The organism is Microcoleus sp. Pol12B5 (genome assembly GCF_036701335.1).
Classification (GTDB): Bacteria; Cyanobacteriota; Cyanobacteriia; order Cyanobacteriales; family Microcoleaceae; genus Microcoleus.
Genome location: NZ_JAUBQQ010000019.1, coordinates 44,825 through 70,002, shown reverse-complemented (window position 1 = coordinate 70,002; position 25,178 = coordinate 44,825). Strand labels below are relative to the sequence as shown.

The window sequence follows — 25,178 nt, the reverse complement described above, 5'->3', positions numbered from 1 at the left end:
CGCTTTTTTTTCGATCTAAGATAATGAACTGTCAAAATTCACAGGCGAGACGCCTGTGCCACGTGTGCTAAGGAAGAGGGAGAAGAAGAATTGTTAGTTCAAGTTCAACTGCACTAAGGTATCGGGGGCGAGGAAGTGGGAAATGTGATAAGCCCGCTCTTCTGTTTTTAGCAGGATTTTTTCGTAGAGGTAGCGGGTAGCTCGATCGCCCAAACTTTCAGCTTGTCCTGCTTGACGCCGCAGCAAACCGAGGATAGCTTGCTCAGCAATTAAATCGTGTTCCAGCATTTGGCGGCAGGAATATACGCCGTCGGCTTCCGGCTCAAAACAGCACAGTTCGGCTAACTTGCTAAAGCTAGCTGCCGGTATGCCGCCCAACCCGTTTAACCGTTCGCCCAACTCGTGGACGCTATCTTGAGCTTCTCCGTAGCTTTCTTCAAAGAATTTGTGCAAGGAGTAAAATTCTGCCCCTTCCACCACAAAATGATGTTTTTGATATTGCAGGTATAGAGCCTGAAAACTGGCCAGCAGCGCGTTCATCCCTTCACAAATCGGTGCTGTGACTGAATGTTCCAGTAGAACTGGGTTTTCGGCTATCTGGCCAAACGGTCTCAATGCACTCTGAGTCTCAGCCATGTGTGTTCTCCTCTCAATAGGCAGTTTTGTTGCCAATAGAGTCAGTCTAGCACTGTAAATTTACCAGTCAAGCAGCGTCTGCCTCGATAGTGGAAGATTTTATAGAGTAGGAAATTTTTTTTCTAAACCTATTGAGAATTATTAGCAGTTGGGTTATGCTTTAAAAAGATCCTCGTTCTCAACGCTTCCTGAAAGTGGGGCGAACCTTCTGAAGGCAGAAGGCAGAGGGTAAAAGGCAAAATTTTTTAGGAAGGGCTGTTGATAATCCTTGAGGTTCTTCGGAAATCTAGCTTTGAACTTCTGCCCGCTATCAGTCAGGGTAAAAATTAATGCAAATTATTACTGTTGTCAAAAAATGAATCCAGCAGATCCAGAATTAGAAGTTTGTGACATTGTGCAAGTTAGTTGGCTAGATAGGTGGCAAGTTTACAAACGCTTGCAAGAACTAGAAATTCCCTGCTGGTGTGCGGTTGACCAACCTTTGCGGGCAAAAGTCAACACTGTCAAACAAGCTGCTCAGTTAAAGAGCGTGTTGAGGCAAGTCAGTGCCCCGAAGGGCGAACTCGTGCAGTGGCTGGAATGCTGCTGGCAAAGGGGCTAAAGGAAGCAGGAAGTTAGGCCAAGAGCAGCGTACAAGATGTAACGGATGTAACGGATTTAAAGGAGTTATAACAATGTATAAATCTGGCAAGCAAGTTTCCGAATTCAGTTTAGAGGGAGAAATCCTCGGCCTGATTATTGAAGATGGGTGTAAACTTAAATATTTGCGAATTAGTAGCGATCGCGGAGTAGAATATCTTGTTAAACTTTGCAAGGAATTGCGGTCATTTCTATCGCCTATTTTGACACCGGGGTTGAGAGTTCAAGTTGTAGGTGAGAAAGAACTCAATTTGAAAAACGGTAAAATAAAACTTAAAGCTCGCAGCCTCAAGCTGGCTCAGGGTCAGAATGACCGATCGCCAGAACTGCTCGACTCCACCAATGGGCCTGTTGCGGTATTGACATCCGACGATCGCGCGATCGGCAAAAGCGAATTCACCTCTGCCACAGCAGCTCAAACTGTAAAAGCTCCGGCAAAAACCCAAACCAAAATATTAGTATGTCAAAAATCAGACTGCCTGAAGCGGGGCGCTGGAGGAGTCTGTAAAGCTTTAGAAAATGCTTTGAATGCGCGCGGTTTAGAAGACAAAGTGACAGTACAGGGAACCGGATGTCTCAAACAGTGTAAAGCTGGCCCAAATATAGTTGTGATGCCGGACAAAACTCGCTACAGCCGCATTGCACCGGCAGAAGTTCCAGCAATCATTGACAAACATTGTGCAGTTGTTAAAGCTTAGGCGAGCGCCGAGATACCGAAACAGTGCGTTAGAGATCGAGAAAAATTATTTTAATAGGACTCTGGGCAAAAAACTCACAGGCCCATCTTACGCCTTAATTTTAGTTCGGGTTGTAGTTCGATCGCGCCACCCGATTCAGAGGTTATTGTCCGAAAAAATAGGAAAAAGCCCAAAACTATCACTTAGGGGCTTCCTTCTGTAGAATCTCTAAGGATAGACTGTATCTGAGACCCTGTGAGTATTGGGATAAAAAGCCATGTCAGAAGCTGATCTTCGAGCCCATCAGCACCAACCGCACCCTGCTGTTCCATCCGATACCGAACCATTTCAGTCAGATTTTGCTGCTACTGGGGATTTTGAGCCGATCGCCCCCGATGCGACAGACACTCCCGCAACGGTTCCCCAACAGCCAGAAGAAGACTGGCAAACAGTAGATTTTCCCAACGCCATCAGCGTAGATGCAATTCCCACAACACCTGAAACAAAAAATTTGCCATCTCTGACACAGCCGACTGAGGCGGGCTCGCCCCCGATTTCAGAGAATCTAAAAAATATGCTTGGGAATGCCGAACAGGCAAAGGGCAAAGGATCAACCCCAGTCACCCTCATGCAAGCGCTGCACGAATGCAACCGCGACCTTTTGCAGCGCATCGCCCAGCTAGAAACAGCTCTTGAAGAGTCCCAAAAAACCTTGCAGAATCGCGAAACTTTGCTAGAACAGCGGACTGCAGAACTCGAAAATTCTCAAGAACAATTGACGCGGCTGTTTGGCAAAGTGGAAGTTTCCCATCAAACCCTCCAAAGTCAAGAAATTTTAGTCGAAAATTTAAGAAGTCAGTTGGCAACCAGCCAAGTCAGGCTAGCGACTGTTGAGCGAGAATGTGCGTCTACTGTGCAGCGCTACAACGAACAGTTACAGCAGTTAGTAGCCACAGAAAATATTTGCAGGGAATTGCGAGCCCGCTTGCACCGCCAGCAGCGCCACACTCTGCAATTCAAAGCTGCCTTGGAAAGAAGTTTGGACAGGCCGCAGGTAAAGTCACCGAGGATTGAGCCGCCTGACAATAATCTGGACACCGCCAGCGCACAATTAGAATCTTTGCTCGCGGCGGTCAAAAGCTCTCAGATGCCGGTGCCGCCAGCCTTCAACGCTTCCCCTGTCCAACCTTGGTCGGAACCAGAAGAGCTTCCAGAGGTAGCCGCTGCTGTTGAGGCGATCGAGCCTGAATCCCCAGCCCCTCTAGAACTCAACAAATTAGCACAAGTATCCGCCATTCAATTACAGGAGACCGAAACCTACCAGCCTCATGAGCCGGCAACTGACTCGGCCGAACCGGTTGCGGAACCTGAACTGCCGATGGCTGAGTCTGAACCCGAAACAGCTACCAAAGTGGACGCCCAAGAATTGGCCAGGGCTTTTCAAATTTTGAACTCTGTTGAAACCTTTGGCATTCAAGAAGTGCGATCGAGTGTGGCAAAACCTACAGCAGTCGCCCAACCAGACTGGCTGAGCTTGATTGCCAGTCCGCTGCGGGCTTCTAAAAAACGTCGATCGCTAGCTGAAATTGAATTGCCGAGTTTTCGATAGCGAACTGAAGTTGCTAGTTTTGAGTCCACACTCAAAACTCAACACTCTTTTCTCCCCTTTCCCATGCCGTAGGTGAGAGCATAGCTGGTAGCCAACAGCCACAGCCATACAGCCGGATACCGGGGCTCCAACCAAGGCTGTACCCTGCGGGCGAAGCTGGGAAGCCATCCGAACAGCAAACTGGCCAAAGCCAGCAGAGTAAAATTCAAGTAACTTCCCAGCCAGCGCCAAATATCCCCCAAGGTGACAAAATCTAAAATCCACAGTAGGAGAGAAGGGTTTTTTCCGGCTGCTTCGATCGCCAGTCGATTGAACGTTAGCCAGTCGGTTCTGTCTTTAATAAAAGTTTCGGCGACGGCGATTTTTTGTGCTGCCAGAATACCGAAAAAGGTATTGAGAATTGAATTAATTCTTTGGGGTGGCAAACTGCTCCCGGTAGGAACCATCATGCCTTTAGAAAATAGCCATGTTACTGAAACATTGCTCTGGTAGGCGCGAATTTGGTTTAAGTGATTTGCCGTTAACAAATTGTGCTTTAAAGCTGTATCCAACAGGTCTGTTAAGCGGAAAAGATTGCGGACAAGAGAGCCGAAGCCGGTGAAAACGAGGGGAGATTGCAGGGATGCTGCGTCGCCGATCGAGACTAGGCGATCGATCGCCACGGAGCGATCACCGCTGTTGCTGCTAAAATGCCCCGGAATATAACCAAAGGTCGGTTTTTTCCACACCAATTTATCGACATCGCAGCGACGGTATTCCGGCAAAATTGCGAAAAAATCCTCGTACATTTCCAGCAAAGAACCGGGGTTCTCTGGATGTACTTGGTGGTAGTGAAATAGATAAACTGTCAGTTCTGTGCCGGCGCCAGGAAACAACTCCCAAATGAGCTGGCGTCCGCGGGAAACGTCCCCGTGAGTGTGGAGTACATCCCCGTACTCGGAATCCCATACTCCCGGCTCAAATCCTCCGTCGATGACTGCTCCCACTGTCGGACAAACGCTGTCAAAAGTCCGCCCTTCGTTCAATTGCCAAGCGATGGGAGAAGCAGAACCCATGGCATCCACCAACAGCCGTCCTAATGCAGTGCGATCGGCTTTTGTAGGCAAGTGGTGGCATTGAACTACTACTTTTTTCGCTGCAACATCGGCTCTAACAAAGTCAGTTTCGTCCCAGATTTCTCCACCAGCTTCTGTTAGCTTAACTCCCGCTAAATTCAGCAACTTCTCCCCGTCCAAAGCTACATTGAGTACCTTTGGTGTGTGCAGAACTGGTGCTTGAGCCACGGGTGGATTGTTAGCATCAAAAAACTTGTTGTAGCCATCTTTGTATTCTCTGGCAATCAAAGTTTCTATTTCTGCCGCAGTAAATAAACCCAAATCAATTAAGCTTTGAATTTCGTCCCGCGAAATATTCCACTCGCGATTCATGCGCCCGAAAGGCATTCGCTCAACTAGCAGCACCCGGTAGCCCAATCTCGCCATAACTGCGGCGTGAATCACTCCCAAAGCCCCGCCAATATAAATTAAGTCATAAAAAGTATCGCCAGAATCAGATACCAAAGTCGTGTCTTCTTCCTTCTTCCCTCTTCCCTCTTCCTTCTTCCCTCTTCCTTCTTCCCTCTTCCCTCTTCCCTCTTCCTTCAAAAACACTACTTGTTTTGGCGTTTGAGGATTGCGAGTGCCTTCGCGCCAACGCTGTTCCCACCAGTAGACGCGCTTGAGGTCGTATTCGCCATTAGGCATTTTTTGGAAGTATTTGACTGTCAAGGGGTAATAGGGGGCAAGAGCCTCAAAAATTGACTGTTTGGAGAGGTCTATGACAGGGGGTTCCCGGTAGCGATCGGGAAACTTGTTTCTCACAGCAAGATTGAGAGCTTCCAGGAACTTTCTTTCTCCAGCAGGCGCCTCTTCTAGACGAAAGACTTTTAAATAAGTTGTGCGTTGCAGTGACCAGACAAAGGTGGAAAGTTCTGTCGATCGCCAATTTTGCTTTCCTGAATTGGTGTCAGCCAAGGCGGGTTTTGGATTGGCATTTTGAGTTCCAGACTTCTGAACCTCGGCTGTTGTGGCTGGTGAAAGCAGGCGAAAACCGTCAGGAGTAATAATTTTTTCTCCGATTCCGGGATCGAATTCGTGCTGCAACCAAGTGCAGACGGCTGCTGTATCCGGTGTCGGGACTTCTAGATAAAGAATTTCTTGCATGATTAGGCTCTCAATTCTGAATAAATTAATAAAGATGGGGGGAGTTGACAAGGGAGCAAAGTAGGCTATACTCCCGAATACTTATTGAGTTTTAAATAAGTTTACAATGTTCTCAGATTTTTAGGTTTTCGATCGCTCTTGCTGTCGGTGAGGGCGCAGTGGCTGAATATCTACTCCTTTCGGTATGCACTTCTATGAATTATCCCATTCCTACGAATCCTCAAGAAATGATTGCTTTGCGGCAGCAGCCGCTGAATGAAGAATTGGTGGCGTCGGCGATCGCGGGTGTGATTCAAATAGCTCGATCCCGATCTCAGTCTTTGGATGAATTGAAGGCTGAGGTACTCGCCGATGACAATCTGCTCGATTTTGCTCAGAGGCTATGGCTGAGCGACATTGTGGCTCAAGCTTGGAACAATTTGCCTGATTACTAGACTGCTGCTAAAAGATCTACTTCATTAGAGGTGAACTTAAAATGGTACAAACAAGATTAAAATCCTTAACTTTAGAAGAGTTTCTCCAACTACCCGAAACCAAACCTGCCAGCGAATACATTGACAATCAAATTATTCAGAAGCCCATGCCCCAAGGAAAACACAGTGCGACTCAATGCGAACTAATTATTTTCATTAACGCTATATTAAAACCCAAAAAAGTTGCACGAGCATTTCCAGAACTCCGGTGTACCTTTGGTGGCAGGTCAACAGTTCCTGATGTTTCAGTATTTGTCTGGAACAGAATTCCCGCCGATGATAACGGCGAAATTGCTAATGTCTTTCCCATAGCTCCTGATTGGACAATTGAGATTTTGTCGCCAGAACAAAGTCAAACTAAAGTTACTAAAAATATTCTGCACTGCTTAAATCATCAAACTCAAATGGGCTGGCTGATCGATCCCGACGAACAATGCGTTTTTGTTTATGTTCCCCAGCAACAGACAGCAGTATTTGATGAACCAGAAATGCTGCTACCTGTGCCTTCCTTCGCTAACGAACTGCGGTTGAGTGTCGGAGAATTATTTGGCTGGCTGCTGAAATAATCTTCGGAAGGAAGAAGGAAGAAGGAAGAGAGTGATTTTGACGCGGCTACACGGATTAAATACTGCCAACAGTCAACAGTCAACAGTCAACAGTCAACTAACTAACGCAACTCTACTTCTCGCTTGACTTCTGCCAAAACTCGATCGCCCCGCGTCAACCGGTATTCGGCCCGCCAAACTCCGGAAATCAGAGGAGAATTTGTACTGTTTCTTTTGCCGACATAACCCAACCAAGTACGGCTGGGGGCTTTAATTTCATTGGTTTGATCGGCGATGGTTGTGCCGTTGGGTGCAAATAATTTGTATTGTTCGCGATCGCCCTTGAGCACTCCGTAACTTTGCACCCAAAACAACAAAGCTGGACTGTTTACAGGGAGTTGAGTCTCTGAAAATTGTCCTTCCCAGACAGCGTTGATATCGGGCGGCTTATTGGCAAAACCGGCCCTAATTAAACCTGTGGAAATATAGTCTAGAGGCTTGTCCCAAATTGGATTGCGGGCGATGTTGCAGCCTACCTTGGCGTCGGGCCCGACAAACGGATCTACGGGTTTGCCTTGATAGCGATAAGTTACGTGTACGTGGGGGAAAGATGCCATCCCAGAGTTTCCCACCATGCCCAAAACAGTGCCTTTTTGTACCTGCGTTCCGGGTTTGACGGCAACGCTGCCTTTGCGGAGGTGGCAGTATTGGGCTTCCCAACCACCGCCGTGGTCGATTACCATGCCGTTGCCACATTCTGTGCCTGCGATGTTGGCTTTTTCTGTCTCGTTTTGTAAACGCCGATCGACCACACCATCTCGTGCTCGCAAAACTTTGCCTGCAGCGGAGGCAATAACTGGAACTCCTTTTGCCATTGCTTTGGCGTCGGGAATAGCAAAGTCTGTGCCGTCGTGGCCGTCGTAGGTTTGGCGCCCGCAGCCAAAATCGACGGCGGTGGGGCCGGGTTCTCGATCGAAATACAGCAATACAAAACAGTCTTTGCCGAGGGTACAGTCGATCGGCTTACCGAATTGCGGGTTGTTGGGCTTTTGGGCGACTGCGGAAGAAACGAGACGCTGGGCGATCGTGTTGGCTTCGGCGATCGGCGCACTTACTCCGCTGTCATTAGCACAACTAGAAAGAGTTGTCAACCCCAAGGTCAACAAAATTGCAGAAATGTATTTTGTAGAGAGTATAGTCATTCGCCGATTGGATGTAAAAGCTGAGGTGGGTAGTGAAAAATCAATTAATCATTCAGAATAGAGTTGCTCAAGAATCTAGACGATGGGTAAGGCGTTTTCGTTTCCTATATTTGTTGTATTATTTTGAGTTGGAAATTTAAAATTTTTAATTAATTCAAGAATGCGTTCTAAAATTCGATCGCTCATTTCGATAATTCGGCTGGCCGGGCTTGCGGTTGCGGCTTTGGCGATGTGGGGATTTGCCACTATTGCCGAAGAGGTGTTGGAAAAAGAAAGTTACGCTTTCGATACCTCTATTTTACTATATCTCAGGAGCCTTCACACTCCGCTGCGCGATCAAATAATGCTGGGCTTTACCTTTTTGGGCGAGCCGAAGTTGCTGCTAGTGATTTGTCTGACTTTGGGTATTGTTTTGCTAGTGCGCAATCACCGATCGGAAGCGGCAACTATTGCGATCGCGGCTGGGGGAGCGATCGGTTTGAATTTACTGTTAAAAAAACTTTTTGCCCGCGATCGACCTCAACTTTGGGAGCGCGTTGTTAATGTAACATTTTACAGTTTTCCTAGCGGACACGCAATGATTTCAATGGTTATTTACGGTTTGCTAGGATATTTTTTGGGTCTACGCTTTCCCAAGCAGCGCTGGTCGATTTACGGCTTGACAGTTGTATTAATTGCTGCTATTGGTTTTAGCCGGCTTTACCTAGGAGTTCACTGGCCTACCGATGTTATTGCTGGTTATACGGCTGGTTTGGTGTGGCTGATTACCTGTATTATTACTTTGGAAATATGGAAGGAATTGCGTTCTTTGACTAGGGCTTCTAAAGAGGAGTTTTTGTCACCGGAAAATTCTCAAGAATAATTTTTAATTTTCTACTCAAGATTGACTATTAGCTTTTGAGTAAAACACAAGGCAATTCCTTTTTCGTAGTAAGCAGCCTCGTTAATGAAAATCGGATAAACGGTTGATTTACCTTCATACAATACCGACTCACCATCCAAAGTCAAAAACATCGGATCGCCGGGATTCAGGGCTTGATAATCTCTGGATTGCAGATGAGGATGAATCATTGCCTGAATTTCTCTGTTCTCGTTTCTGGGATAGTCGATCGCCCCAATGGTGTGATAAATAGTCAGGGGATTCTTTGCAGCAGGCAGGGTGCATTGATTGTAGGCTTCTACGCAGTCTAAAATTCGGCACACAACTTGCTCAGTTTGCTGAAATAAAGACGCATCTAATACGCCTTGCGGCACTGCACCAACTTCCAGCGTACCGCCTAACTCCGAAAGCGATCGCAGCAAAGGACTATCATGATTCTTGGTTGTAGAAGCGAGTACCTTGAGCTGGGGATATACAGAGGTCAAATAAGCTGCTAGTTGCAGGTTAAATGGATGATGGCTGGCGAGAATAAAAGTTAGCCCCATGTTGGATGTGGTGCTGTGCAAATCGATAATTAAGTTGGGCCGATGAGTGTTTTTTGAGCTAAGAATGCGGTAGATTTCTTTCGCCCGCTGCGCTTCATAGCTGGAGAGATGGGGATTTTCTAAATCTTGCTTTCTAAAGCAGCGGTTGAGGTCGATATCGATGTAGCGTGTCCCGATTTCGCAAGCTTTGGGATTGGCTAGCAGGGTGATAGTTTCAAAAGTCGATCGCCCAATTAACTCTGGCGCGCGATCGAATTTCTTCACGAGGTAAATTCCTGTGAGTTCGTTTCCGTGGGTTCCTCCCACTATGGCAACACGTTTAATTTGGTTCATAGACAAATAACTTTCTATCCCCAGCGTACCACCCTTTGTCATCTGTTGGTAAAAAACATCAGATTGAGGTTTATTAAGTGTTTATATTTAGATTAGCTAAAGTTTAAGTAAGTAGGTATCACACGCAGGCTTCAGAAACTCGGTTTATTTGTGTATTTCTCGCCACTACTAAACCAAAAACTCATTACGCTCACCACCGCGAACAACTCGATCACATTATTTCGGAGATAATGTTGGTATCGAGTAAATAACGCAGCGTCATTCAAAGATGACCTCGCGTCCTGCAAAAGTTCGATCGCGAACTTCTCCCCAAATTTCATCAGGATTTAAACCCAGTTCGTGCAGTTGATATTTTTTACGAAATGCACTGAGAGATTCTCCAAAGCTAAGTTCGAGATTCTGTGGCTGTTTGCGGCGTTGAATGTATTCCCGCAAGGCGATTTCAACTAGAGTCTCGAACTCAATTTCTCCCTCAAGTTCGATCGCCTCTTGCAGCAGTGCCGTATCCACATTCAGGCTCGTCACCATTGGCTTTCCTCTTGTAACCGTTATTTTATTATAGTTGTGATGTCTCGCTCAGAAACCGGGTTTTTGCCCAGAAGACGCATGACAGTGTAGAAACAAAAAAAACCCCGGTTTCTTTGATTGTGACGCGCGGGCAACTCCCCACCAAGCGAAAATTCCTGTCACAATAAAATGAATCCTACCGAGAGACAAAGGGCATGACGCGAGAGGAAGCAGTGCGGCGAATTGACCAAGCAGCCGAGGAAAAATTGACGGAACTGGATTTGTCGGGGCTGGACTTGGAGGAATTGCCGCCGGAGATTGGCAAGTGTACGCAGCTTGAGACGTTGGTGTTGGGGAAAAAGACGGAAGATTGGGAATCGTTGGATGGTAAATACCGTCCGAAACTAATCACCAATCAATTAAGAACACTGCCGGAGGAATTACGATCGCTCTTAAATTTGCGATCGACCTCAGTGACAATCCATTCGGAAAAATGCCAGAATTGCTGCTGGAAATGAAGCAATTAGAGAGTTTAAATTTAGTCAGTATTGGTTTAACAGAAATTCCAGATGCTATCGGCAAACTGTCGAATCTGACACAGCTTGTCCTCAGTCGCAATCAGATTACATCCATCCCAGAAGTCATCGGCAAACTGTCGAATCTGACAGGGCTTTTCCTCAGTAAAAATCAGATTACATCCATCCCAGAAGTCATCGGCAAACTGTCGAATCTGACAGGGCTTTTCCTCAGTAAAAATCAGATTACATCCATCCCAGAAGTCATCGGTCAACTGTCGAATCTGACACTGCTTGACCTCAGTAAAAATCAGATTACATCCATCCCAGAAGTCATCGGTCAACTGTCGAACCTGACACAGCTTGACCTCAGAGATAATCAGATTACATCCATCCCAGAAGTCATCGGCAAACTATCGAACCTGACACAGCTTGACCTCAGTAAAAATCAGATTACATCCATCCCAGAAGTCATAAGCCAACTGTCGAATCTGACAGGGCTTTTCCTCTATAGCAATCAAATTACATCCATCCCAGAAGTCATCGGCAAACTGTTGAATCTGACAGATCTTTTCCTCTTTAACAATCAGATTACATCCATCCCAAAAGTCATCGGCAAACTGTCGGAGCTGACAGAGCTTCACCTCAGTTACAATCAGATTACATCTATCCCAGAAGTCATCGGCAAACTGTCGAATCTGACACTGCTTCACCTCAGTTACAATCAGATTACATCCATCCCAGAAGTCATCGGCAAACTGTCGAATCTGACACAGCTTCACCTCAGTAAAAATCAGATTACATCCATCCCAGAAGTCATCGGTCAACTGTCGAATCTGACACAGCTTGACCTCAATGACCAGATTACATCCATCCCAGAAGTCATCGGCAAACTGTCGAATCTGACACAGCTTGACCTCAGTTACAATCAGATTACATCCATCCCAGAAGTCATCGGTCAACTGTCGAATCTGACAGGGCTTGTCCTCAGAAACAATCAGATTACATCCATCCCAGAAGTCATCGGCAAACTGTCGAATCTGACATGGCTTGACCTTAGTAACAATCAGATTGAAAAGATTCCCGAATGCTTAGAAACACTGCCAAAACTTGAAAAACTCGACCTCCGCTGCAATCCCCTGCCCATTTCTCCAGAAGTTCTAGGGCCCGCCAACCTGAACGAAGAGCCCGGTACTCCCGAAGCCATCTTCAACTACCTGCGCCAACTCCGCAGCGGCGAAGTCCTCCCCCTCAACGAAGCCAAAGTCCTCCTCGTCGGACAAGGAAGCGTCGGCAAAACCTCCCTGATCAACCGCCTCATCGACAACAAATACAACCCCAACGAGCCCCAAACCGACGGACTCAACATCACAGACTGGAAAATTACAGTCAACACCAAATCGGTCAAACTCAACGTCTGGGACTTCGGCGGACAAGAAATCTACCACGCCACCCACCAATTTTTCCTTACCAAACGCAGCCTCTACCTCCTCGTGTGCAACTGCCGCACCAGCGAAGACGAAAACCGCCTCGAATACTGGCTGAAACTGATCGAAAGCTTCGGCGACGCATCCCCCGTGATCATCGTCGGCAACAAATGCGACGAACAACCCCTGGATCTCAACCGCAAAGCATTGCGCGACAAATATCCCAACATCAAAGCGATTCTCGAAACCTCTTGCGAAAGCGGAATCGGCATCGACGAACTCCGCAGCGCCATCCACACCGAAATCTCCCAACTCAAAGAAGTCTACGATCTTTTGCCGCTAAGCTGGTTCCAAGTCAAGCAGCGCCTGGAAAACCTCGACAAAGACATCATCAGCATCAGCGAATACGCCACCATCTGCGCCAAAGAAAACATCTTTGAAGAAACCGACCAAACCCAACTAATCGACCTGCTGCACAAGCTGGGCATTGTCCTCAACTTCCGCGAACACCCGATCCTGCAAAACACCAACATCCTCAATCCCCACTGGGTGACAGAAGGCATCTATCCCCTCCTCAGCGACGACGAACTCAAAGTCAAAACCAAAGGCATTCTCACCTACGCCGACCTCAGCCGTATCCTCGACTCAAATAAATATCCCAGCCGCCGTTACCACTGCCTCACCGACTTGATGGGCAAATTTGAACTCTGCTTCCTCGTCAGCAATTGCCCGCCGACTTTCCTCATCCCCGGCATCTTGCCCAAAGAGGAACCGAAAAACACCAAACTCCAAGGCGAAACGCTGGAATTTCAATATCACTACCGCATCCTCCCCGACAGCATCCTCTCGCGCTTCATCGTCCTCATGCACGAGAAAATCCACAAATGCACCCACTGGCGCACGGGGGTTATGCTGGAGTACAGGGAAGGCGCTGAGGTGTACAACATCGCCCGGATCAAATCTGACCCGGAAGATAAGAAAATCTTTATTGCCGTTAGCGGGCGGGAATCGACGCGGCGTTCTTTTCTCAGCATGATCCGCGATACGTTTACCAAAATCCACAATTCTTTTGCCAATCTGGAAATCAGTCAATGGGTGCCGGTTCCGGGTTATCCCGATGCTAACCCGCTGGATTATGATGAATTGCTAGGGCTGGAGGATATGGGCGAGAATACAGTGCGTGTCGGCAAACTTAAACTCAAACTCGATTTGCGGAAGTTGCTGGATGGCTATGAGTCGATCGAACTTCGGCGCAGAAACCAAATGGGCGATCGAGAAATGGAAAAATACGGAAGAGAATATGACGACCTTGTAGATATCGCTAAACTAGCTGTTAGTAGACCAATTATTAATAAAGCCTCAGCAAATATGACTCACGATTCTTCCCAAACCAACCACGTTCAAGATGCTTTTCACAATTCTAACTTTGTCGGCAATATCGGCGGTTCGTCGAACAGTGCCCAAGTTGGTGGCAATCAATCCATTCAAAACAATAACGCCAATACCGCCGAACTTTTGAAACTGATTTCATCGATGCGTGAAACCGCCGATCAGTTTCCCGAAGACATCCGCGAGGGGATAATTATTGATATTGAAGATGTCGAAGCGGAAATTAAGAAACCGGAAAGCCAATGGAATAAAACCAAATTAAATAAAAGGTTAACAGCTCTTGTAGGGGCGGTAACTGCGATCGCTATTCCGATCGCAGGCCTGACTGATTTTGCTAATGCGGCGATCGATGTCAGCAACAAACTGGGTATCGAACTCAAGCTACCGTCAGGACGCTAAATCATTTAAAATTAAGGTGATTCTGGCGATTATCGCCCCAATCATTCCCCAAACCTCGGTGTTGCCATGCGGAAAATTGTACTATTCATTGCATCTAGTCTGGACGGTTATATCGCCCGAACGAATGGCGATATTGACTGGCTGTTTACAGACCAAAATTACGGTTATAGTAAATTCTTAGATAGCATCGATACGGTTCTCATGGGTCGGAAAACTTACGAACAAGTTCTAACTTTTGGCGAGTATCCGTACCAGGAAAAAAAGAGTTATGTTTTTACGAAAAATCTAGATTTTCAAGCCACTTCTGATGTCGAAGTGGTAACAGAATTAGAGAGTTTTGTCAATGATTTGCGCTTGCTTGAGGGCAAGAATATTTGGTTGGTGGGAGGTTCTCTGCTGATTCGCGATTTCCTGAATCAAAACTTTGTCAACGAAGTGATTCTCTCAGTTCATCCGCTTATTTTAGGCGAGGGAATTCCTTTATTTGTTAATCCCATAAATACTACAGCTTTGCAGTTAACTGGATGTCAGACATACAGTTCTGGTATGGTTCAGCTATCTTATGATGTCGCGACTTGAGGGCGCGCCCAATTGCTAAGTCGCTTGCAAAAATACTGTCAGTTGGTTATCAAAAAACGTAAGATAGGACTTAGTAATTTGGCTGATGATGAAATGTGTTTGCTACTTTTTGTTATTAATATCTTTTTTCGGGGCCGCCCTTCCTGCTGACGCCTCTGTTTGCCGCAATTATCAAAAAAGCGAGATTTGCATTGTCGATATCAAACGCAGTGCAAAAAATTATTGGGAATACAGGGTAATTCTGAGTGTTGATGGAGTTAAACAGCCTCTGGAAGTCTACAATTGCCGCGATCGCGCTACAGTTAAGAAAGATGGAACAGTTTTGGCGTTTGGGCAAAACAACCCTGGTGAAATCGTCTGCCGTTTGTTTAATCACAAATAAGCAAATGAAGTTATTGTAGGGTGCGCTTCGGGCTGAATGTGGCAACCACAAACTCAAGAATTTTTCCCGAAGCGCAGCCTACGGTTAGAATTTGCCGTCTACTGCTGACACGCAGCGTTCGCAAATTAGCGGATGTTCGATCGACTCTCCGACGTGAGTAGAGTAGTTCCAGCAACGATCGCACTTTTCCCCGTCTGCTTTCACTACACCAATCGCCAACTCTGGAGACTGATAACTGTACGGCAATTCCTGAATCGCTGCATTCGATTCTACCAGTTCAACTTCCGAAGTAATGAACAAATACCGCAGTTCGTCTACACCGTTGCCGGTCATTGTAGAATCGTGCCCTGCAGCTATGGAAGCAGGAATTTCAGGTTTGGGCTCGATCGCAACTAATTCTGCTTCCGGGATTTGGGGTGTTTCTACAAACACTTTTTCGGCTGGGGCTGTTTGTGCGATCGCCTGTGTTTCTACAAGCACAAGCGCTGCATCTACTGGCGGTGCGAGGACGATCGCCTTTGTTTCTGCAAGTACAAGGGCTGTACTTCTGCCCACCACATCTGCTGTCAGGAAATCAATTTGTTCTGCAATTTTTTGACGGTTGGCGGCAAACAGCAAGTGACGGAAAGCAAACCAGATTGTAAATAAGATGCCGATGACTTCAAAGAGGCCTCCCAACATCGGAATCTGATTCATCGTATCCAAAATCGCCAGCGTTACTCTGCCCGTTACTAACACAGAGGCTAACAGCCCAAGTGTTACCAGCGCTTGTTGGTATTCTGTAAAAAAGTTGCCCGCGTATTCAGGCAAATTAGCTAAAAACTCGGCGGCTTGATCTAAGATTGGCTGCGAATCTGAAGCCGACAGTTCAGAGACAGAATACTCTACTATCTGAGAAGGTTGATCGCTCTTTTGTGCGATCGTTTCCGCCTCAACATAAACTGTGTTTTCTGTCAAGACTTTGGCAACTTTGGCCGCCTCTTCTTCCTGTCGATCTTGTGCTGCTTTTGCTTTCTCCTCTGCCGCTAACTCAATGACGGAATTTTGCGATCGCACATAATCCACCAATTCTTCGCTGCTGGGATTCAAAGCTTGCAATTGCTCTCTTTTCTCAACATCGGGAACGTACAATAAAACCTTAGCTTCCAAAGAAGAACCGATCGCCTTTTCAATCCGGGCTTTTTCCAAAACCTTGTTAACTTCGCCGCGCACTTGCCGCAAATACTGCCAGCGAGTAGCCAATTCGGGATTGTGCCATGAAGCATCAATTTGCACCCAGCCGGCTTCAAATACTGACTTGTAAGGAGTCGGATAGGGAAGGTACTGCCAAATATCCTCAGCCATGTGACACAAAACAGGTGCGATCGCCCTTGCTAAATTCTCCACAGCAATTGCAATCACCGTCTGACAACTGCGGCGGCGAAGGGTATCTGTCGCGCTGATGTAAAGTCTGTCTTTGGCAATATCCAAGTAAAAATTAGATAAATCCACCGTGCAGAAATTCTGCACAGTTTGGAAAAATCGGGAAAATTGGAAGCTTTCAAAAGCATCTTGGACTTCCGCAAAAACTTCGCCCATTCTGTGCAGCATATAGCGATCTAGTTCCGGCAATTCCTCGTAAGCTACACCATCTTTTGCGGGGTCGAAGTCGTGCAAATTTCCCAGCAAAAACTTAGCTGTATTGCGGATTTTGCGGTAAACATCCGACTGCTGTTTGAGAATATTTTTGCCCAAAGGCACGTCTGCCGAGTAGTCTACCGAAGACACCCACAACCGCAAAACATCGGCTCCATATTCCTTAATTACGACGGCAGGATCGACGACATTTCCTTCGGATTTGCTCATCTTGCGACCTTTTTCATCGAGTACAAAACCGTGAGTCAAAACTGTTTTGTAAGGAGCAACGCCGTTAGTTGCTACACTGGTCAGCAAGCTCGATTGAAACCAGCCGCGGTGTTGGTCTGAACCTTCCAAATAGATATCAGCAGGATAGTTTAATTCCGATCGACCTTTGGCAACTGCGGCCCAGGAAGAACCGGAGTCAAACCACACATCCATCGTGTCTGTACCCTTGCGGTAAGTGCGGCCGTTATTGCGGTAAGATTCCGGCAGTAATTCGGCGATCGACAATTCCCACCAAGCATCCGAACCGCGTTCGGCAAAAATGGCTTGCACATGGGCGATCGTTTCTTCATTTAACAGCGGTTCGTTGGTTTCTTCGTCGTAGAATACGGGAATCGGAACGCCCCAAGTCCGCTGGCGAGAGATGCACCAATCCGATCGATCGCTTACCATTGCAGTAATCCGATTTTCCCCTTGGGCGGGAATCCAATTCACATCGGCGATCGCTTTTAGGGCTTCATCTCGGAACCCTTCAACCGAGGCAAACCACTGTTCTGTCGCCCGAAAAATTGTCGGCTTTTTCGTGCGCCAATCGTAAGGATAAGAGTGAGCGTAACTTTCCTCTTTAATCAAACAATTTGCTTCGGCAAGGGCATCAATGACTGCCGCATTGCCGTTTCCGAGGACATTTAAACCTGCAAACTGTCCGGCTTCTGCGGTGAAATTTCCGTTCTCGTCTACGGGCGTTAAAACTGGCAAACCGCAGCGTTTTCCGACGATAAAGTCTTCTTGTCCGTGGCCCGGTGCAGTGTGCACCAATCCCGTCCCGGAATCAGCGGTAATGTAGTCACCGCCGGCAACAATTGGACTTTCGCGATTGAACAGCGGATGTTTGTAAATGCAACCTTCTAATTCTTTGCCTTTGAAGGTAGCGAGTATTTTTAATTCAGTGTTAAAAGTTGCCGACAGCCGATCGACCGCATCGACAGCTACTAACATAAATTGTTGGGCGATGTGGGAATTTGCCGGCGGTTCCACCACCGCATAAGTCAGTTCGGGATTGACTGCGATCGCCAAGTTGGCCGGAATTGTCCAGGGGGTAGTCGTCCAAATCGCCGCCCAGAGGCTTGGCATATAGCGCTTGAGCTTCGTTTGCAAAGATTTTGACAATTTTCTCACATGGAAGCCGACGTAGATGCTGCGCGACGTGTGGCCTTCGGGATATTCCAATTCCGCTTCGGCGAGGGCTGTTTTCGAGCTCGGGCTCCAGTGAACAGGTTTAAAGCCGCGGTAGATGTAGCCCTTGAGCACCATTTGACCGAAAACGCCGATTTGAGCGGCTTCGTATTCGGGTTTTAGGGTTAAATACGGGTGTTCCCAGTCGCCCCAAACGCCGTAGCGCTGGAAGGATTCGCGCTGCTGTTCCATTGTTTGCTGCGCGAAGGCGGAGGCTTTGCGGCGGAGTTCGATCGGCGTAAGATTTAGCCGATCGTCCGATTTCATGTTTTGCAATACTTTAAGTTCGATCGGCAATCCATGACAATCCCAACCGGGAACGTAGCGGACTTTTTTGCCGCGCAGCATTTGGTAACGGTTGATAAAGTCTTTGAGGATTTTGTTGAGGGCGTGGCCGATGTGGAGTTGTCCGTTGGCGTAGGGGGGCCCGTCATGCAGGATGAACAAGTCGCCTGGGTTATTTTCCGAAAGGCGATCGTAGATTTCTTGATCTGCCCAAAATTGTTGCAATTCAGGTTCCCGTTTGACGGCGTTGGCGCGCATATCAAACTTGGTTTTGGGCAGGTTTACCGTGTCTTTGTAAGATTTAGCTTCCATTTTTGAGAAATGTTTTATGTAGTTAGTTGTTAGTAGTTAGCGGTTATTTGAGAGATGATATCAAGTCCGGTTAAATAATCATAATTAAGTTTGTAGTGACAACTTTAGTCATCTCTCGTCATTGAAGAGCTGACAACCAGATATTTTAGTATAAGCGATCGACCGCACATTAGATCGAACCAAATCCATAGAGATATCTCTCTTCTCTTCCTCTGCGCCCTCTGCGCCCTCTGCGGTTAAATCATTCATAAACCAAGGTGGCGCTACTCAGTCAGCCAACTGAACATTTCACCGACGGTGAGATTAAAGGATTCGGCAAAGGTTGGAACGGGGATGCGATCGCCCGGTTCTTCAAAAACTGCTATGGTGCGATCGGCAAAATAGACAAATACCAGTTCTTCTTCCGGGTCAATCAACCAGCCCATCTGGGTTCCGTGGCCGAGACTGTGGAGAATGTTGCGGACGACTTTAGTTTGACTTTGGTCGGGGGAAAGAATTTCGATTGTCCAGTCGGGGGCGATGGCGAAAGTGTTTGCTACTTCGCCGTTTTCGTCGCGGGGAATGCGTTCCCAGGTAAAGACTGCAAGATCCGGTACTGTCGATCGACCACCAAAGGTACAACGCAATTCTGGATAGGCGCGGGCGATGCGTTGCGGTTTGAGTACCCGGTTGATGTCAGCACCCAAATCGCTTTGAATTGTGCTGTGTTTTCCTTGGGGCATAGGTTTCTGGATAATTTGACCGTCGATGAATTCGCTGGCGGGTTTGGTTTCCGACAGTTGGAGAAATTCATCGAGAGTCAAAGGTTTAGAAGCGGTTTGAACCATTATTTTTATTGGATTTAAGTTTAATTTGTATTAGTTAAGCGATCGTGCATTTAATTTATACTCACATCTCTCAAGAACAGGCAAGATGCCTGTTCCACAAAGAGTAAATTTGCTTGTGGGGTGGATTTCTTCAAACTCTTGTGGGGTGGGCATCTTGCCCGCCCAAAAGCTTAAATTTTAAGGTTCAACCACTTATTAGCCGCCATTCCGGTTATAGAAATACTCCCAACCCGCGGCTAACGGCATTTCCCATGCGATCGCACAATGACGCGGCCGGCACTCCCTGTCCTTCCTGTTCCCATTTTTCCACGAGTTGGCGGCCTAGGGGCGTGAGGCGAAAACTGTCGGTAATCCCTTGTCCGTCTACTTCCCGCCGCAGTACGCCGACTTGAATCAGCCACAGTAGCGAGTTTTCGGCTACGAGTTCGGATACGGGCGATCGGGTGTAGCCGCTTTCGACACCGGAATTTGAGGCGATCGCAGTTAGGAAAACACTGTTATCGCGGATGGTCTGGAAGAAGTGTAATTGAAAAGGGGAACAGCGGACGGCGCGATCGGCTCTTTTTACGGTGCGATCGGGATAACTAATAGATTTAAACGCTTCAGATGGGATAAAAGTCATTCAAAAAACCTCTGAACAGGTACTATATTTTTAATTGTTACAGATATCCGAGCGGGCTGATTCACCCTATCGATCCTAATTTTACACTTATTATGACCGATACACTAAATAATATCAACAGGTTTGTTGAATACGTCCGTACTTTGAAAGGAGACGAAAAAGGCGAGGCACAGGTATTCTGCGATCGCCTGTTTCAAGCCTTCGGTCATCTAGGCTACAAGGAAGCGGGAGCCGAACTAGAATTTCGAGTAAAGGCGAAAGGCAAAACTACGAAATTTGCCGATTTGCTGTGGCGGTCAAGGTTGTTGCTGGAGATGAAAAAACGGGGCGAAAAACTGGAAAAACACTATCAGCAAGCCTTTGAATACTGGCTTGAGCTAGTGCCGCAGCGTCCAAAATATGTGGTTCTTTGCAACTTTGATGAATTTTGGATTTATGACTTCGATTTACAACTGCGGGAACCTGTAGACCGCGTAAATCTCGAAGAGTTACCCGCTCGCTTCACTGCCTTTAACTTTCTTTTTCCTGAAAATCGCCAGCCTTTATTCAATAACAACCAAATTGATGTAACGCGAACTGCCGCTGACAAAGTTGCTCTAGTTTTCAATCGGTTAGTAGAGCGCGGCGAAAAAGTAGAAACAGCTCAAAGGTTTATGCTTCAGTGTGTAGTAGCATTGTTTGCTGAAGATATCGATTTGTTGCCACGCGGTTTATTCACCGAGTTTTTAGGTGATTGCCAGATGAATCGAGTCAGTTCCTACGACTTGATTGGGGGATTGTTTCGGCAAATGGGGAGCGCTCGCCCCGCACCTAAAGACAGCCGTTATCGGGATGTATCATATTTTAATGGCGGTATCTTTTCAGTTGTGGAATCCATCGCCCTGACTCGCAGCGAAATCGATCTGCTATTAGAGGCAGCAAAGGAACGGTGGTCAAAGGTAGAACCTGCGATTTTTGGCGCGTTGTTTGAGTCCAGTATGGGCAAAGAAGAACGTCATGCCTTGGGAGCGCACTATACCAGCGAGGCAGACATTCAAAAAGTGGTTTTGCCTACCATTATACGCCCGTGGCGAGAACGGATTGAAGCTGCGAAGACGCTGAAAGATTTGTTGGGGCTGCGCCAAGAATTACTTGATTTCAAAGTTCTCGATCCAGCTTGCGGTAGCGGCAATTTTCTGTATGTTGCTTATCGAGAACTGAAGCGACTAGAGGCACAATTGCTAACTAAAATTCATGAAAATTTCTCTCGTGCTGCTAATGCCATTGGTACGATGTCGCTGGTGAAGACAAGCCAGTTTTACGGCATTGACATCAAACCCTTTGCCGTGGAATTGGCAAAAGTGACGCTGATGCTTGCCAAAAAGTTAGCCTTAGATGAAGAAAACCAGTTGCTCAATGTCGTACAAATGAACCTGCCACTGGAACTCGATCGCGCTTTACCTCTCGATAATCTCGATCGCAATATCCGCTTTGATGATGCTCTATTTTGCGAGTGGGAACAAGTTAATGTAATTATTGGAAATCCTCCCTTTTTGGGTGGTAATCGTCTGCGACTAACCCTTGGTGATGATTATGTCGATCGTATTTTTACTAAATTTCCTGATGTCAAAGGTCAAGTAGATCTTTGTTCCTACTGGTTTCGCCTTGCCCATAATCACTTAAGGGAAGATTGTCGGGCTGGTTTAGTGGCAACAAACACCATCTCTCAAGGTCAAAGTCGTCAAGCTACTTTAGACTACATCATTCAAAATAGCGGTTATATTTATGATGCAATTTCTACTCAGCCTTGGTCTGGTGAAGCGAAAGTACACATCAGTATTATCAATTGGCTAAAAACCTGTGATAATCAAGAATTAACCTGCCGTATCGATTATCAAGTTATTTCTCACATCAATTCTTCCCTGAAAGCTGAAGTTGATGTTTCTCAAGCTGTAAAGATAAAAGCAAACTTAAGCCAATGTTTTGAAGGTGTTAAACCTACTGGAAAAGGTTTTATTGTAACTGAAAAAGAGGTAAAGCAATGGATCAAAGCCGATCGTAAAAATCAAGAGGTTCTCAAACTCTTCTCAATGGGTTCAAATCTGGCACAGAGTCCACATGGTAAACCAGAGCGTTGGATTATTGATTTTGATAATCGCAGTTTAGAAGAAGTAAGTGATTATCTACTGCCATTTGATCACGTAAAAAAATATGTTAAGCCTGAACGAGAATCCAATCGAGAAGCAGTCATGCGAGAAAAGTGGTGGCGATTTAAACGCACAAATGAAGGAATGCGAAAAGCTCTAGCAACTTTACCCTTTTATTTGGCTGTTCCCAGAGTATCTAAATGGTCAATTTTTATTCCTGCCATTCCAGATTGGCTTCCGGGTGATGCGACTAATGTTCTTAGCTCTGATGACTTCTACGTTCTTGGCATTCTAACTTCAAATCTGCATCGCCAGTGGGTCAAAGCGCAAAGCTCAACCCTTGAAGATCGCACACGTTACACTCCCACCACCTGTTTTGCAACCTTCCCTTTTCCTCAAACTTGCCCAGAAAAAACCAAAACTGAAATTCGAGCAGCCATGCAGGTTCTCCATGACTATCGTACAGAGTATATGGAGCGCAAACAGTGTGGCATTACCCAATTATACAACCAATTTTTTGATGAACCCGCCAGCCAACTTGCCAAACTCCATGCCCAATTAGACCAACTCGTTTGCAAAGCCTACGGTATCAAAGCCAACCAAGACCCCTTAAAGTTTCTATTAGAATTAAACTTTGAAGTTGCACAGCGAGAAACTGAGGGATTACCGGTTGTCGCTCCCTGTTTGCCACCTGTTGTATAAGAATGCTAGTTAAATCAACTTACTTAACTAATCATCCCCTCAATTTCTGGATCTGTAAACCCAAATTGCCTGAAAATTCGCAACACATAAGCCGGTGACATTTCCCCTACACCCATATCCATCGGAACAATCCTTTTTAGGCATTCAATTTCACCCATATACAAACGATAATCTCCTTTCCCCTCTCTGTAAAATTGACATCCGTTTTGTTTTAAAATTTTAATTAATGCTTTAGGTTTTAAAGATGGAATGTTTTTAGCCATAAACTTTCCTTAACTCATAACTATCTGAGGTTTCGGCATCTTCTAAAGTCAGAAACTCGTGTAATTCATTAAGAGAAAGAGGACTGAGATAAACATCAGACTCTGATTCATAAACTTCGGAAAATGACTCAATAGCTTGTTTTAGTTTATCAATAGATTGTTCGGGGGTATTTCCTTGTCCCACCAAGCCATTTTTTAAACACAAAGAAACCAAATGATCAGCACTTTTTCTGAGAACCACATTGTAGAAATCAATCATATTTTGTTGAAAAATTAGTTTTAATTGAATCAGCAAATTTTGAAAACACACTAATAATATAACACCCGATCGCCCATCTGAGAATTACCTCCGCAGAAACACCTGGGCCACAGAAAGGTATAGAATACTTAGGATGCAGCAATCAATTTACCCACTATGACAGAAGACAAAACATTGACAACCGCTAGCGGAATTCCGGTTGCAGATAACCAGAATTCCTTGACTGCGGGTGAACGCGGGCCTATCCTCATGCAGGATTTTTACCTGATGGAAAAACTGGCTCACTTCAACCGGGAACGCATTCCTGAGCGCGTTGTCCATGCAAAAGGAGCCGCTGCATTTGGCACGTTTACCGTCACCCATGACATTACTCGCTACACCAAAGCTCAGCTATTCTCAGAAGTTGGCAAACAAACTCAAGTTCTCCTCCGTTTCTCTACCGTAGGCGGCGAACAAGGTTCAGCGGATGCCGAACGTGACCCTAGAGGTTTTTCGATCAAGTTCTACACCGAAGGAGGAAACTGGGATTTAGTAGGCAACAACACGCCTGTTTTCTTCATCCGCGATCCGCTCAAATTCCCTGATTTGATCCACACCCAAAAGCGCCATCCCCAAACGCATCTCAAAGATGCTGACGCGAAATGGGATTTCTGGTCCCTGAGTCCAGAAGCTTTGCATCAGGTGACAATTCTGTTTTCCGATCGCGGTACGCCGAAAAACCACCGCCACATGGACGGTTTTGGCAGCCATACCTTCAGCCTAATCAATGCTCAAGGAGAACGAGTTTGGTGCAAATTCCACTTCAAAACCATGCAAGGTATTGATAATTTCACCGCCGAAGAAGCGACGCAGATCAAAGGCGAAGACCCCGATCATGCTACTCGCGACTTGTTTGAGGCGATCGACCAAGGTAATTATCCCAAATGGCGGTTTTGCATTCAAGTAATGACCGAGGCACAAGCTGCAGAGTATCGCGAAAGCCCTTTTGACTTGACTAAAGTGTGGAAGCACTCAGAGTTTCCGTTAATTGACGTGGGAATTCTTGAACTAAATCGCAATCCACAAAACTTTTTTGCTGAGGTAGAACAGGCGGCATTTTCTCCTTCTAATGTCGTTCCAGGTATTAGCTTCTCTCCAGACAAAGTGCTGCAATCTCGCATCATGTCTTATCCAGATGCTCAACGCTACCGTCTCGGTGCAAACTATCAACAATTGCCTGTCAATCAACCAAAGTGTCCCGTGATGCACTATCAACGGGATGGCGCAATGGCACCGGGTAACAACGGTGGTAGCGGGCCGAACTACGAACCCAACAGCCACGAGGATGCGCCGAAGCAAAACTGTGCTTATGCTGACCCAACTTGGGACTTAGGAAATGTCAAAGTCGATCGCTACGATCACCGTAAGGGCAATGACGATTACACCCAAGCAGGAGACCTTTATCGCTTGATGAAACCCGACGCACAGCAGCGGCTTATAGCTAACATTGTGGAAAGTTTGAGTGCAGCAAAACCGGAGATTCAGATGCGCCAACTGTGCCATTTTTTCCGCGCCGATCCGAATTATGGCCGCCAAGTCGCAGAAGGTTTAGGAATTACGATCGATCCGTCTATGATGCCCGCTGCTGGTCAACAGGTTGGTATGTAGAACCCGCGAACATTCAATTAGACATCTACTTTTTAGCAGATGTCTATTGAAACTATGCGTGTAACAGGGACTCTTAGCCCCGTCTTAGGTGTAAATTAAATGCAGTAAAGCTTAACGTC

Annotated in this window: 22 protein-coding genes; 12 read left to right on the top strand and 10 right to left on the bottom strand. The window is 46.4% G+C overall.

Going from position 1 to position 25,178, the window contains the following annotated elements:
- Positions 1 to 93: 93 nt before the first annotated feature.
- A complete protein-coding gene (locus QUA24_RS12000; RefSeq protein ID WP_333229881.1) occupies positions 94 to 636 on the bottom strand; it encodes a Dps family protein in 543 nt (180 codons plus the stop codon).
- A 355-nt stretch (positions 637 to 991) separates the two neighbouring features.
- Between QUA24_RS12000 and QUA24_RS11995 the strand changes: the two genes are divergently transcribed.
- The 3 genes from QUA24_RS11995 to QUA24_RS11985 all read left to right on the top strand — a co-directional run bounded on the left by QUA24_RS11995 (position 992) and on the right by QUA24_RS11985 (position 3,561).
- On the top strand, positions 992 to 1,237 hold the full coding sequence (locus tag QUA24_RS11995) for an Asr1405/Asl0597 family protein (RefSeq protein ID WP_333066856.1): 246 nt from the start codon (positions 992 to 994) through the stop codon (positions 1,235 to 1,237).
- 73 nt (positions 1,238 to 1,310) lie between these two features.
- Complete coding sequence (locus tag QUA24_RS11990; protein WP_333229880.1) at positions 1,311 to 1,973, top strand: (2Fe-2S) ferredoxin domain-containing protein; 663 nt, start codon at positions 1,311 to 1,313, stop codon at positions 1,971 to 1,973.
- A 256-nt stretch (positions 1,974 to 2,229) separates the two neighbouring features.
- Positions 2,230 to 3,561, top strand: a complete 1,332-nt coding sequence (locus QUA24_RS11985) for a hypothetical protein (protein WP_333229878.1) — start codon at positions 2,230 to 2,232, stop codon at positions 3,559 to 3,561.
- Between the two features lie 38 nt (positions 3,562 to 3,599).
- Here the strand turns inward: QUA24_RS11985 and QUA24_RS11980 are convergent, their stop codons facing one another.
- Complete coding sequence (locus QUA24_RS11980; RefSeq protein ID WP_333229876.1) at positions 3,600 to 5,762, bottom strand: flavin-dependent dehydrogenase; 2,163 nt, start codon at positions 5,760 to 5,762, stop codon at positions 3,600 to 3,602.
- A 194-nt stretch (positions 5,763 to 5,956) separates the two neighbouring features.
- On the opposite strand from QUA24_RS11980, the gene QUA24_RS11975 reads away from it, so the two are divergent.
- Both QUA24_RS11975 and QUA24_RS11970 read left to right on the top strand, forming a co-directional pair.
- Positions 5,957 to 6,196 (top strand): hypothetical protein, encoded by a 240-nt coding sequence (locus QUA24_RS11975; RefSeq protein WP_333057703.1) that lies wholly within the window; start codon positions 5,957 to 5,959, stop codon positions 6,194 to 6,196.
- Positions 6,197 to 6,237: 41 nt separating this feature from the next.
- The gene (locus tag QUA24_RS11970; RefSeq protein ID WP_333229874.1) at positions 6,238 to 6,801 is read left to right on the top strand and encodes a Uma2 family endonuclease; all 564 of its coding nucleotides are present in this window, start codon (positions 6,238 to 6,240) and stop codon (positions 6,799 to 6,801) included.
- A 101-nt stretch (positions 6,802 to 6,902) separates the two neighbouring features.
- On the opposite strand, the gene QUA24_RS11965 is transcribed toward QUA24_RS11970, so the two are convergent.
- A complete protein-coding gene (locus QUA24_RS11965; protein WP_333229872.1) occupies positions 6,903 to 7,982 on the bottom strand; it encodes a M23 family metallopeptidase in 1,080 nt (359 codons plus the stop codon).
- Positions 7,983 to 8,142: 160 nt separating this feature from the next.
- Between QUA24_RS11965 and QUA24_RS11960 the strand changes: the two genes are divergently transcribed.
- Complete coding sequence (locus QUA24_RS11960; RefSeq protein ID WP_333229870.1) at positions 8,143 to 8,844, top strand: phosphatase PAP2 family protein; 702 nt, start codon at positions 8,143 to 8,145, stop codon at positions 8,842 to 8,844.
- Positions 8,845 to 8,855: 11 nt separating this feature from the next.
- On the opposite strand, the gene QUA24_RS11955 is transcribed toward QUA24_RS11960, so the two are convergent.
- Together QUA24_RS11955 and QUA24_RS11950 are read right to left on the bottom strand one after the other, a co-directional pair.
- Entirely contained in the window at positions 8,856 to 9,740 is an 885-nt protein-coding gene (locus QUA24_RS11955; protein WP_333229868.1) for an aspartoacylase, read from the bottom strand.
- Between the two features lie 258 nt (positions 9,741 to 9,998).
- The gene (locus QUA24_RS11950) at positions 9,999 to 10,268 is read right to left on the bottom strand and encodes a type II toxin-antitoxin system VapB family antitoxin (RefSeq protein WP_333229866.1); all 270 of its coding nucleotides are present in this window, start codon (positions 10,266 to 10,268) and stop codon (positions 9,999 to 10,001) included.
- A gap of 194 nt (positions 10,269 to 10,462) precedes the next feature.
- On the opposite strand from QUA24_RS11950, the gene QUA24_RS11945 reads away from it, so the two are divergent.
- The 4 genes from QUA24_RS11945 (at position 10,463) to QUA24_RS11930 (ending at position 14,938) form a co-directional block, all read left to right on the top strand.
- Positions 10,463 to 10,765, top strand: a complete 303-nt coding sequence (locus tag QUA24_RS11945) for a hypothetical protein (RefSeq protein ID WP_333229864.1) — start codon at positions 10,463 to 10,465, stop codon at positions 10,763 to 10,765.
- Positions 10,741 to 13,977, top strand: coding sequence for a leucine-rich repeat domain-containing protein (locus QUA24_RS11940; protein WP_333229862.1), 3,237 nt, complete (start codon positions 10,741 to 10,743; stop codon positions 13,975 to 13,977). The genes QUA24_RS11945 and QUA24_RS11940 overlap by 25 nt, the downstream gene beginning before the upstream one ends.
- A 66-nt stretch (positions 13,978 to 14,043) precedes the next feature.
- Complete coding sequence (locus QUA24_RS11935; RefSeq protein ID WP_333229860.1) at positions 14,044 to 14,556, top strand: dihydrofolate reductase family protein; 513 nt, start codon at positions 14,044 to 14,046, stop codon at positions 14,554 to 14,556.
- 85 nt (positions 14,557 to 14,641) lie between these two features.
- Positions 14,642 to 14,938 carry a hypothetical protein gene (locus QUA24_RS11930; RefSeq protein WP_333229859.1) on the top strand — a complete coding sequence of 99 codons (297 nt, stop codon included), beginning with the start codon at positions 14,642 to 14,644 and terminating at the stop codon, positions 14,936 to 14,938.
- An 84-nt stretch (positions 14,939 to 15,022) separates the two neighbouring features.
- On the opposite strand, the gene ileS is transcribed toward QUA24_RS11930, so the two are convergent.
- The 3 genes from ileS to QUA24_RS11915 all read right to left on the bottom strand — a co-directional run bounded on the left by ileS (position 15,023) and on the right by QUA24_RS11915 (position 20,062).
- The gene (ileS, locus tag QUA24_RS11925) at positions 15,023 to 18,613 is read right to left on the bottom strand and encodes an isoleucine--tRNA ligase (RefSeq protein ID WP_333229857.1); all 3,591 of its coding nucleotides are present in this window, start codon (positions 18,611 to 18,613) and stop codon (positions 15,023 to 15,025) included.
- Positions 18,614 to 18,876: 263 nt separating this feature from the next.
- Positions 18,877 to 19,440 (bottom strand): Uma2 family endonuclease, encoded by a 564-nt coding sequence (locus QUA24_RS11920; RefSeq protein WP_333229855.1) that lies wholly within the window; start codon positions 19,438 to 19,440, stop codon positions 18,877 to 18,879.
- A 211-nt stretch (positions 19,441 to 19,651) separates the two neighbouring features.
- The gene (locus QUA24_RS11915; RefSeq protein ID WP_190732852.1) at positions 19,652 to 20,062 is read right to left on the bottom strand and encodes an Npun_F0494 family protein; all 411 of its coding nucleotides are present in this window, start codon (positions 20,060 to 20,062) and stop codon (positions 19,652 to 19,654) included.
- 92 nt (positions 20,063 to 20,154) lie between these two features.
- Here QUA24_RS11915 and QUA24_RS11910 point away from each other — a divergent pair, with 92 nt between their 5' ends.
- Complete coding sequence (locus tag QUA24_RS11910; protein ID WP_333229852.1) at positions 20,155 to 22,890, top strand: DNA methyltransferase; 2,736 nt, start codon at positions 20,155 to 20,157, stop codon at positions 22,888 to 22,890.
- A gap of 23 nt (positions 22,891 to 22,913) precedes the next feature.
- On the opposite strand, the gene QUA24_RS11905 is transcribed toward QUA24_RS11910, so the two are convergent.
- A complete protein-coding gene (locus QUA24_RS11905) occupies positions 22,914 to 23,153 on the bottom strand; it encodes a hypothetical protein (protein WP_333229850.1) in 240 nt (79 codons plus the stop codon).
- Positions 23,146 to 23,412 (bottom strand): hypothetical protein, encoded by a 267-nt coding sequence (locus QUA24_RS11900; RefSeq protein WP_333229848.1) that lies wholly within the window; start codon positions 23,410 to 23,412, stop codon positions 23,146 to 23,148. Before QUA24_RS11900 ends, QUA24_RS11905 begins: the two co-directional genes overlap by 8 nt.
- Positions 23,413 to 23,568: 156 nt before the next feature.
- Between QUA24_RS11900 and QUA24_RS11895 the strand changes: the two genes are divergently transcribed.
- On the top strand, positions 23,569 to 25,059 hold the full coding sequence (locus QUA24_RS11895) for a catalase (protein ID WP_333229846.1): 1,491 nt from the start codon (positions 23,569 to 23,571) through the stop codon (positions 25,057 to 25,059).
- The last annotated feature ends 119 nt before the right edge of the window (positions 25,060 to 25,178 follow it).

What these genes read in the sequence shown, in the direction of transcription:
- QUA24_RS11980 (WP_333229876.1), bottom strand. Translation starts at nt 5,762, where the DNA reads ATGCAAGAAATTCTTTATCTAGAAGTCCCGACACCGGATACAGCAGCC.
- QUA24_RS11970 (WP_333229874.1), top strand. Translation starts at nt 6,238, where the DNA reads ATGGTACAAACAAGATTAAAATCCTTAACTTTAGAAGAGTTTCTCCAA.
- QUA24_RS11990 (WP_333229880.1), top strand. Translation starts at nt 1,311, where the DNA reads ATGTATAAATCTGGCAAGCAAGTTTCCGAATTCAGTTTAGAGGGAGAA.
- QUA24_RS11975 (WP_333057703.1), top strand. Translation starts at nt 5,957, where the DNA reads ATGAATTATCCCATTCCTACGAATCCTCAAGAAATGATTGCTTTGCGG.
- QUA24_RS12000 (WP_333229881.1), bottom strand. Translation starts at nt 636, where the DNA reads ATGGCTGAGACTCAGAGTGCATTGAGACCGTTTGGCCAGATAGCCGAA.
- QUA24_RS11960 (WP_333229870.1), top strand. Translation starts at nt 8,143, where the DNA reads ATGCGTTCTAAAATTCGATCGCTCATTTCGATAATTCGGCTGGCCGGG.
- QUA24_RS11955 (WP_333229868.1), bottom strand. Translation starts at nt 9,740, where the DNA reads ATGAACCAAATTAAACGTGTTGCCATAGTGGGAGGAACCCACGGAAAC.
- QUA24_RS11915 (WP_190732852.1), bottom strand. Translation starts at nt 20,062, where the DNA reads ATGACTTTTATCCCATCTGAAGCGTTTAAATCTATTAGTTATCCCGAT.
- QUA24_RS11900 (WP_333229848.1), bottom strand. Translation starts at nt 23,412, where the DNA reads ATGATTGATTTCTACAATGTGGTTCTCAGAAAAAGTGCTGATCATTTG.
- QUA24_RS11930 (WP_333229859.1), top strand. Translation starts at nt 14,642, where the DNA reads ATGATGAAATGTGTTTGCTACTTTTTGTTATTAATATCTTTTTTCGGG.
- QUA24_RS11950 (WP_333229866.1), bottom strand. Translation starts at nt 10,268, where the DNA reads ATGGTGACGAGCCTGAATGTGGATACGGCACTGCTGCAAGAGGCGATC.
- QUA24_RS11910 (WP_333229852.1), top strand. Translation starts at nt 20,155, where the DNA reads ATGACCGATACACTAAATAATATCAACAGGTTTGTTGAATACGTCCGT.
- QUA24_RS11905 (WP_333229850.1), bottom strand. Translation starts at nt 23,153, where the DNA reads ATGGCTAAAAACATTCCATCTTTAAAACCTAAAGCATTAATTAAAATT.
- QUA24_RS11935 (WP_333229860.1), top strand. Translation starts at nt 14,044, where the DNA reads ATGCGGAAAATTGTACTATTCATTGCATCTAGTCTGGACGGTTATATC.
- QUA24_RS11945 (WP_333229864.1), top strand. Translation starts at nt 10,463, where the DNA reads ATGACGCGAGAGGAAGCAGTGCGGCGAATTGACCAAGCAGCCGAGGAA.
- QUA24_RS11920 (WP_333229855.1), bottom strand. Translation starts at nt 19,440, where the DNA reads ATGGTTCAAACCGCTTCTAAACCTTTGACTCTCGATGAATTTCTCCAA.
- QUA24_RS11995 (WP_333066856.1), top strand. Translation starts at nt 992, where the DNA reads ATGAATCCAGCAGATCCAGAATTAGAAGTTTGTGACATTGTGCAAGTT.
- QUA24_RS11965 (WP_333229872.1), bottom strand. Translation starts at nt 7,982, where the DNA reads ATGACTATACTCTCTACAAAATACATTTCTGCAATTTTGTTGACCTTG.
- QUA24_RS11940 (WP_333229862.1), top strand. Translation starts at nt 10,741, where the DNA reads ATGCCAGAATTGCTGCTGGAAATGAAGCAATTAGAGAGTTTAAATTTA.
- QUA24_RS11895 (WP_333229846.1), top strand. Translation starts at nt 23,569, where the DNA reads ATGACAGAAGACAAAACATTGACAACCGCTAGCGGAATTCCGGTTGCA.
- QUA24_RS11985 (WP_333229878.1), top strand. Translation starts at nt 2,230, where the DNA reads ATGTCAGAAGCTGATCTTCGAGCCCATCAGCACCAACCGCACCCTGCT.
- ileS (WP_333229857.1), bottom strand. Translation starts at nt 18,613, where the DNA reads ATGGAAGCTAAATCTTACAAAGACACGGTAAACCTGCCCAAAACCAAG.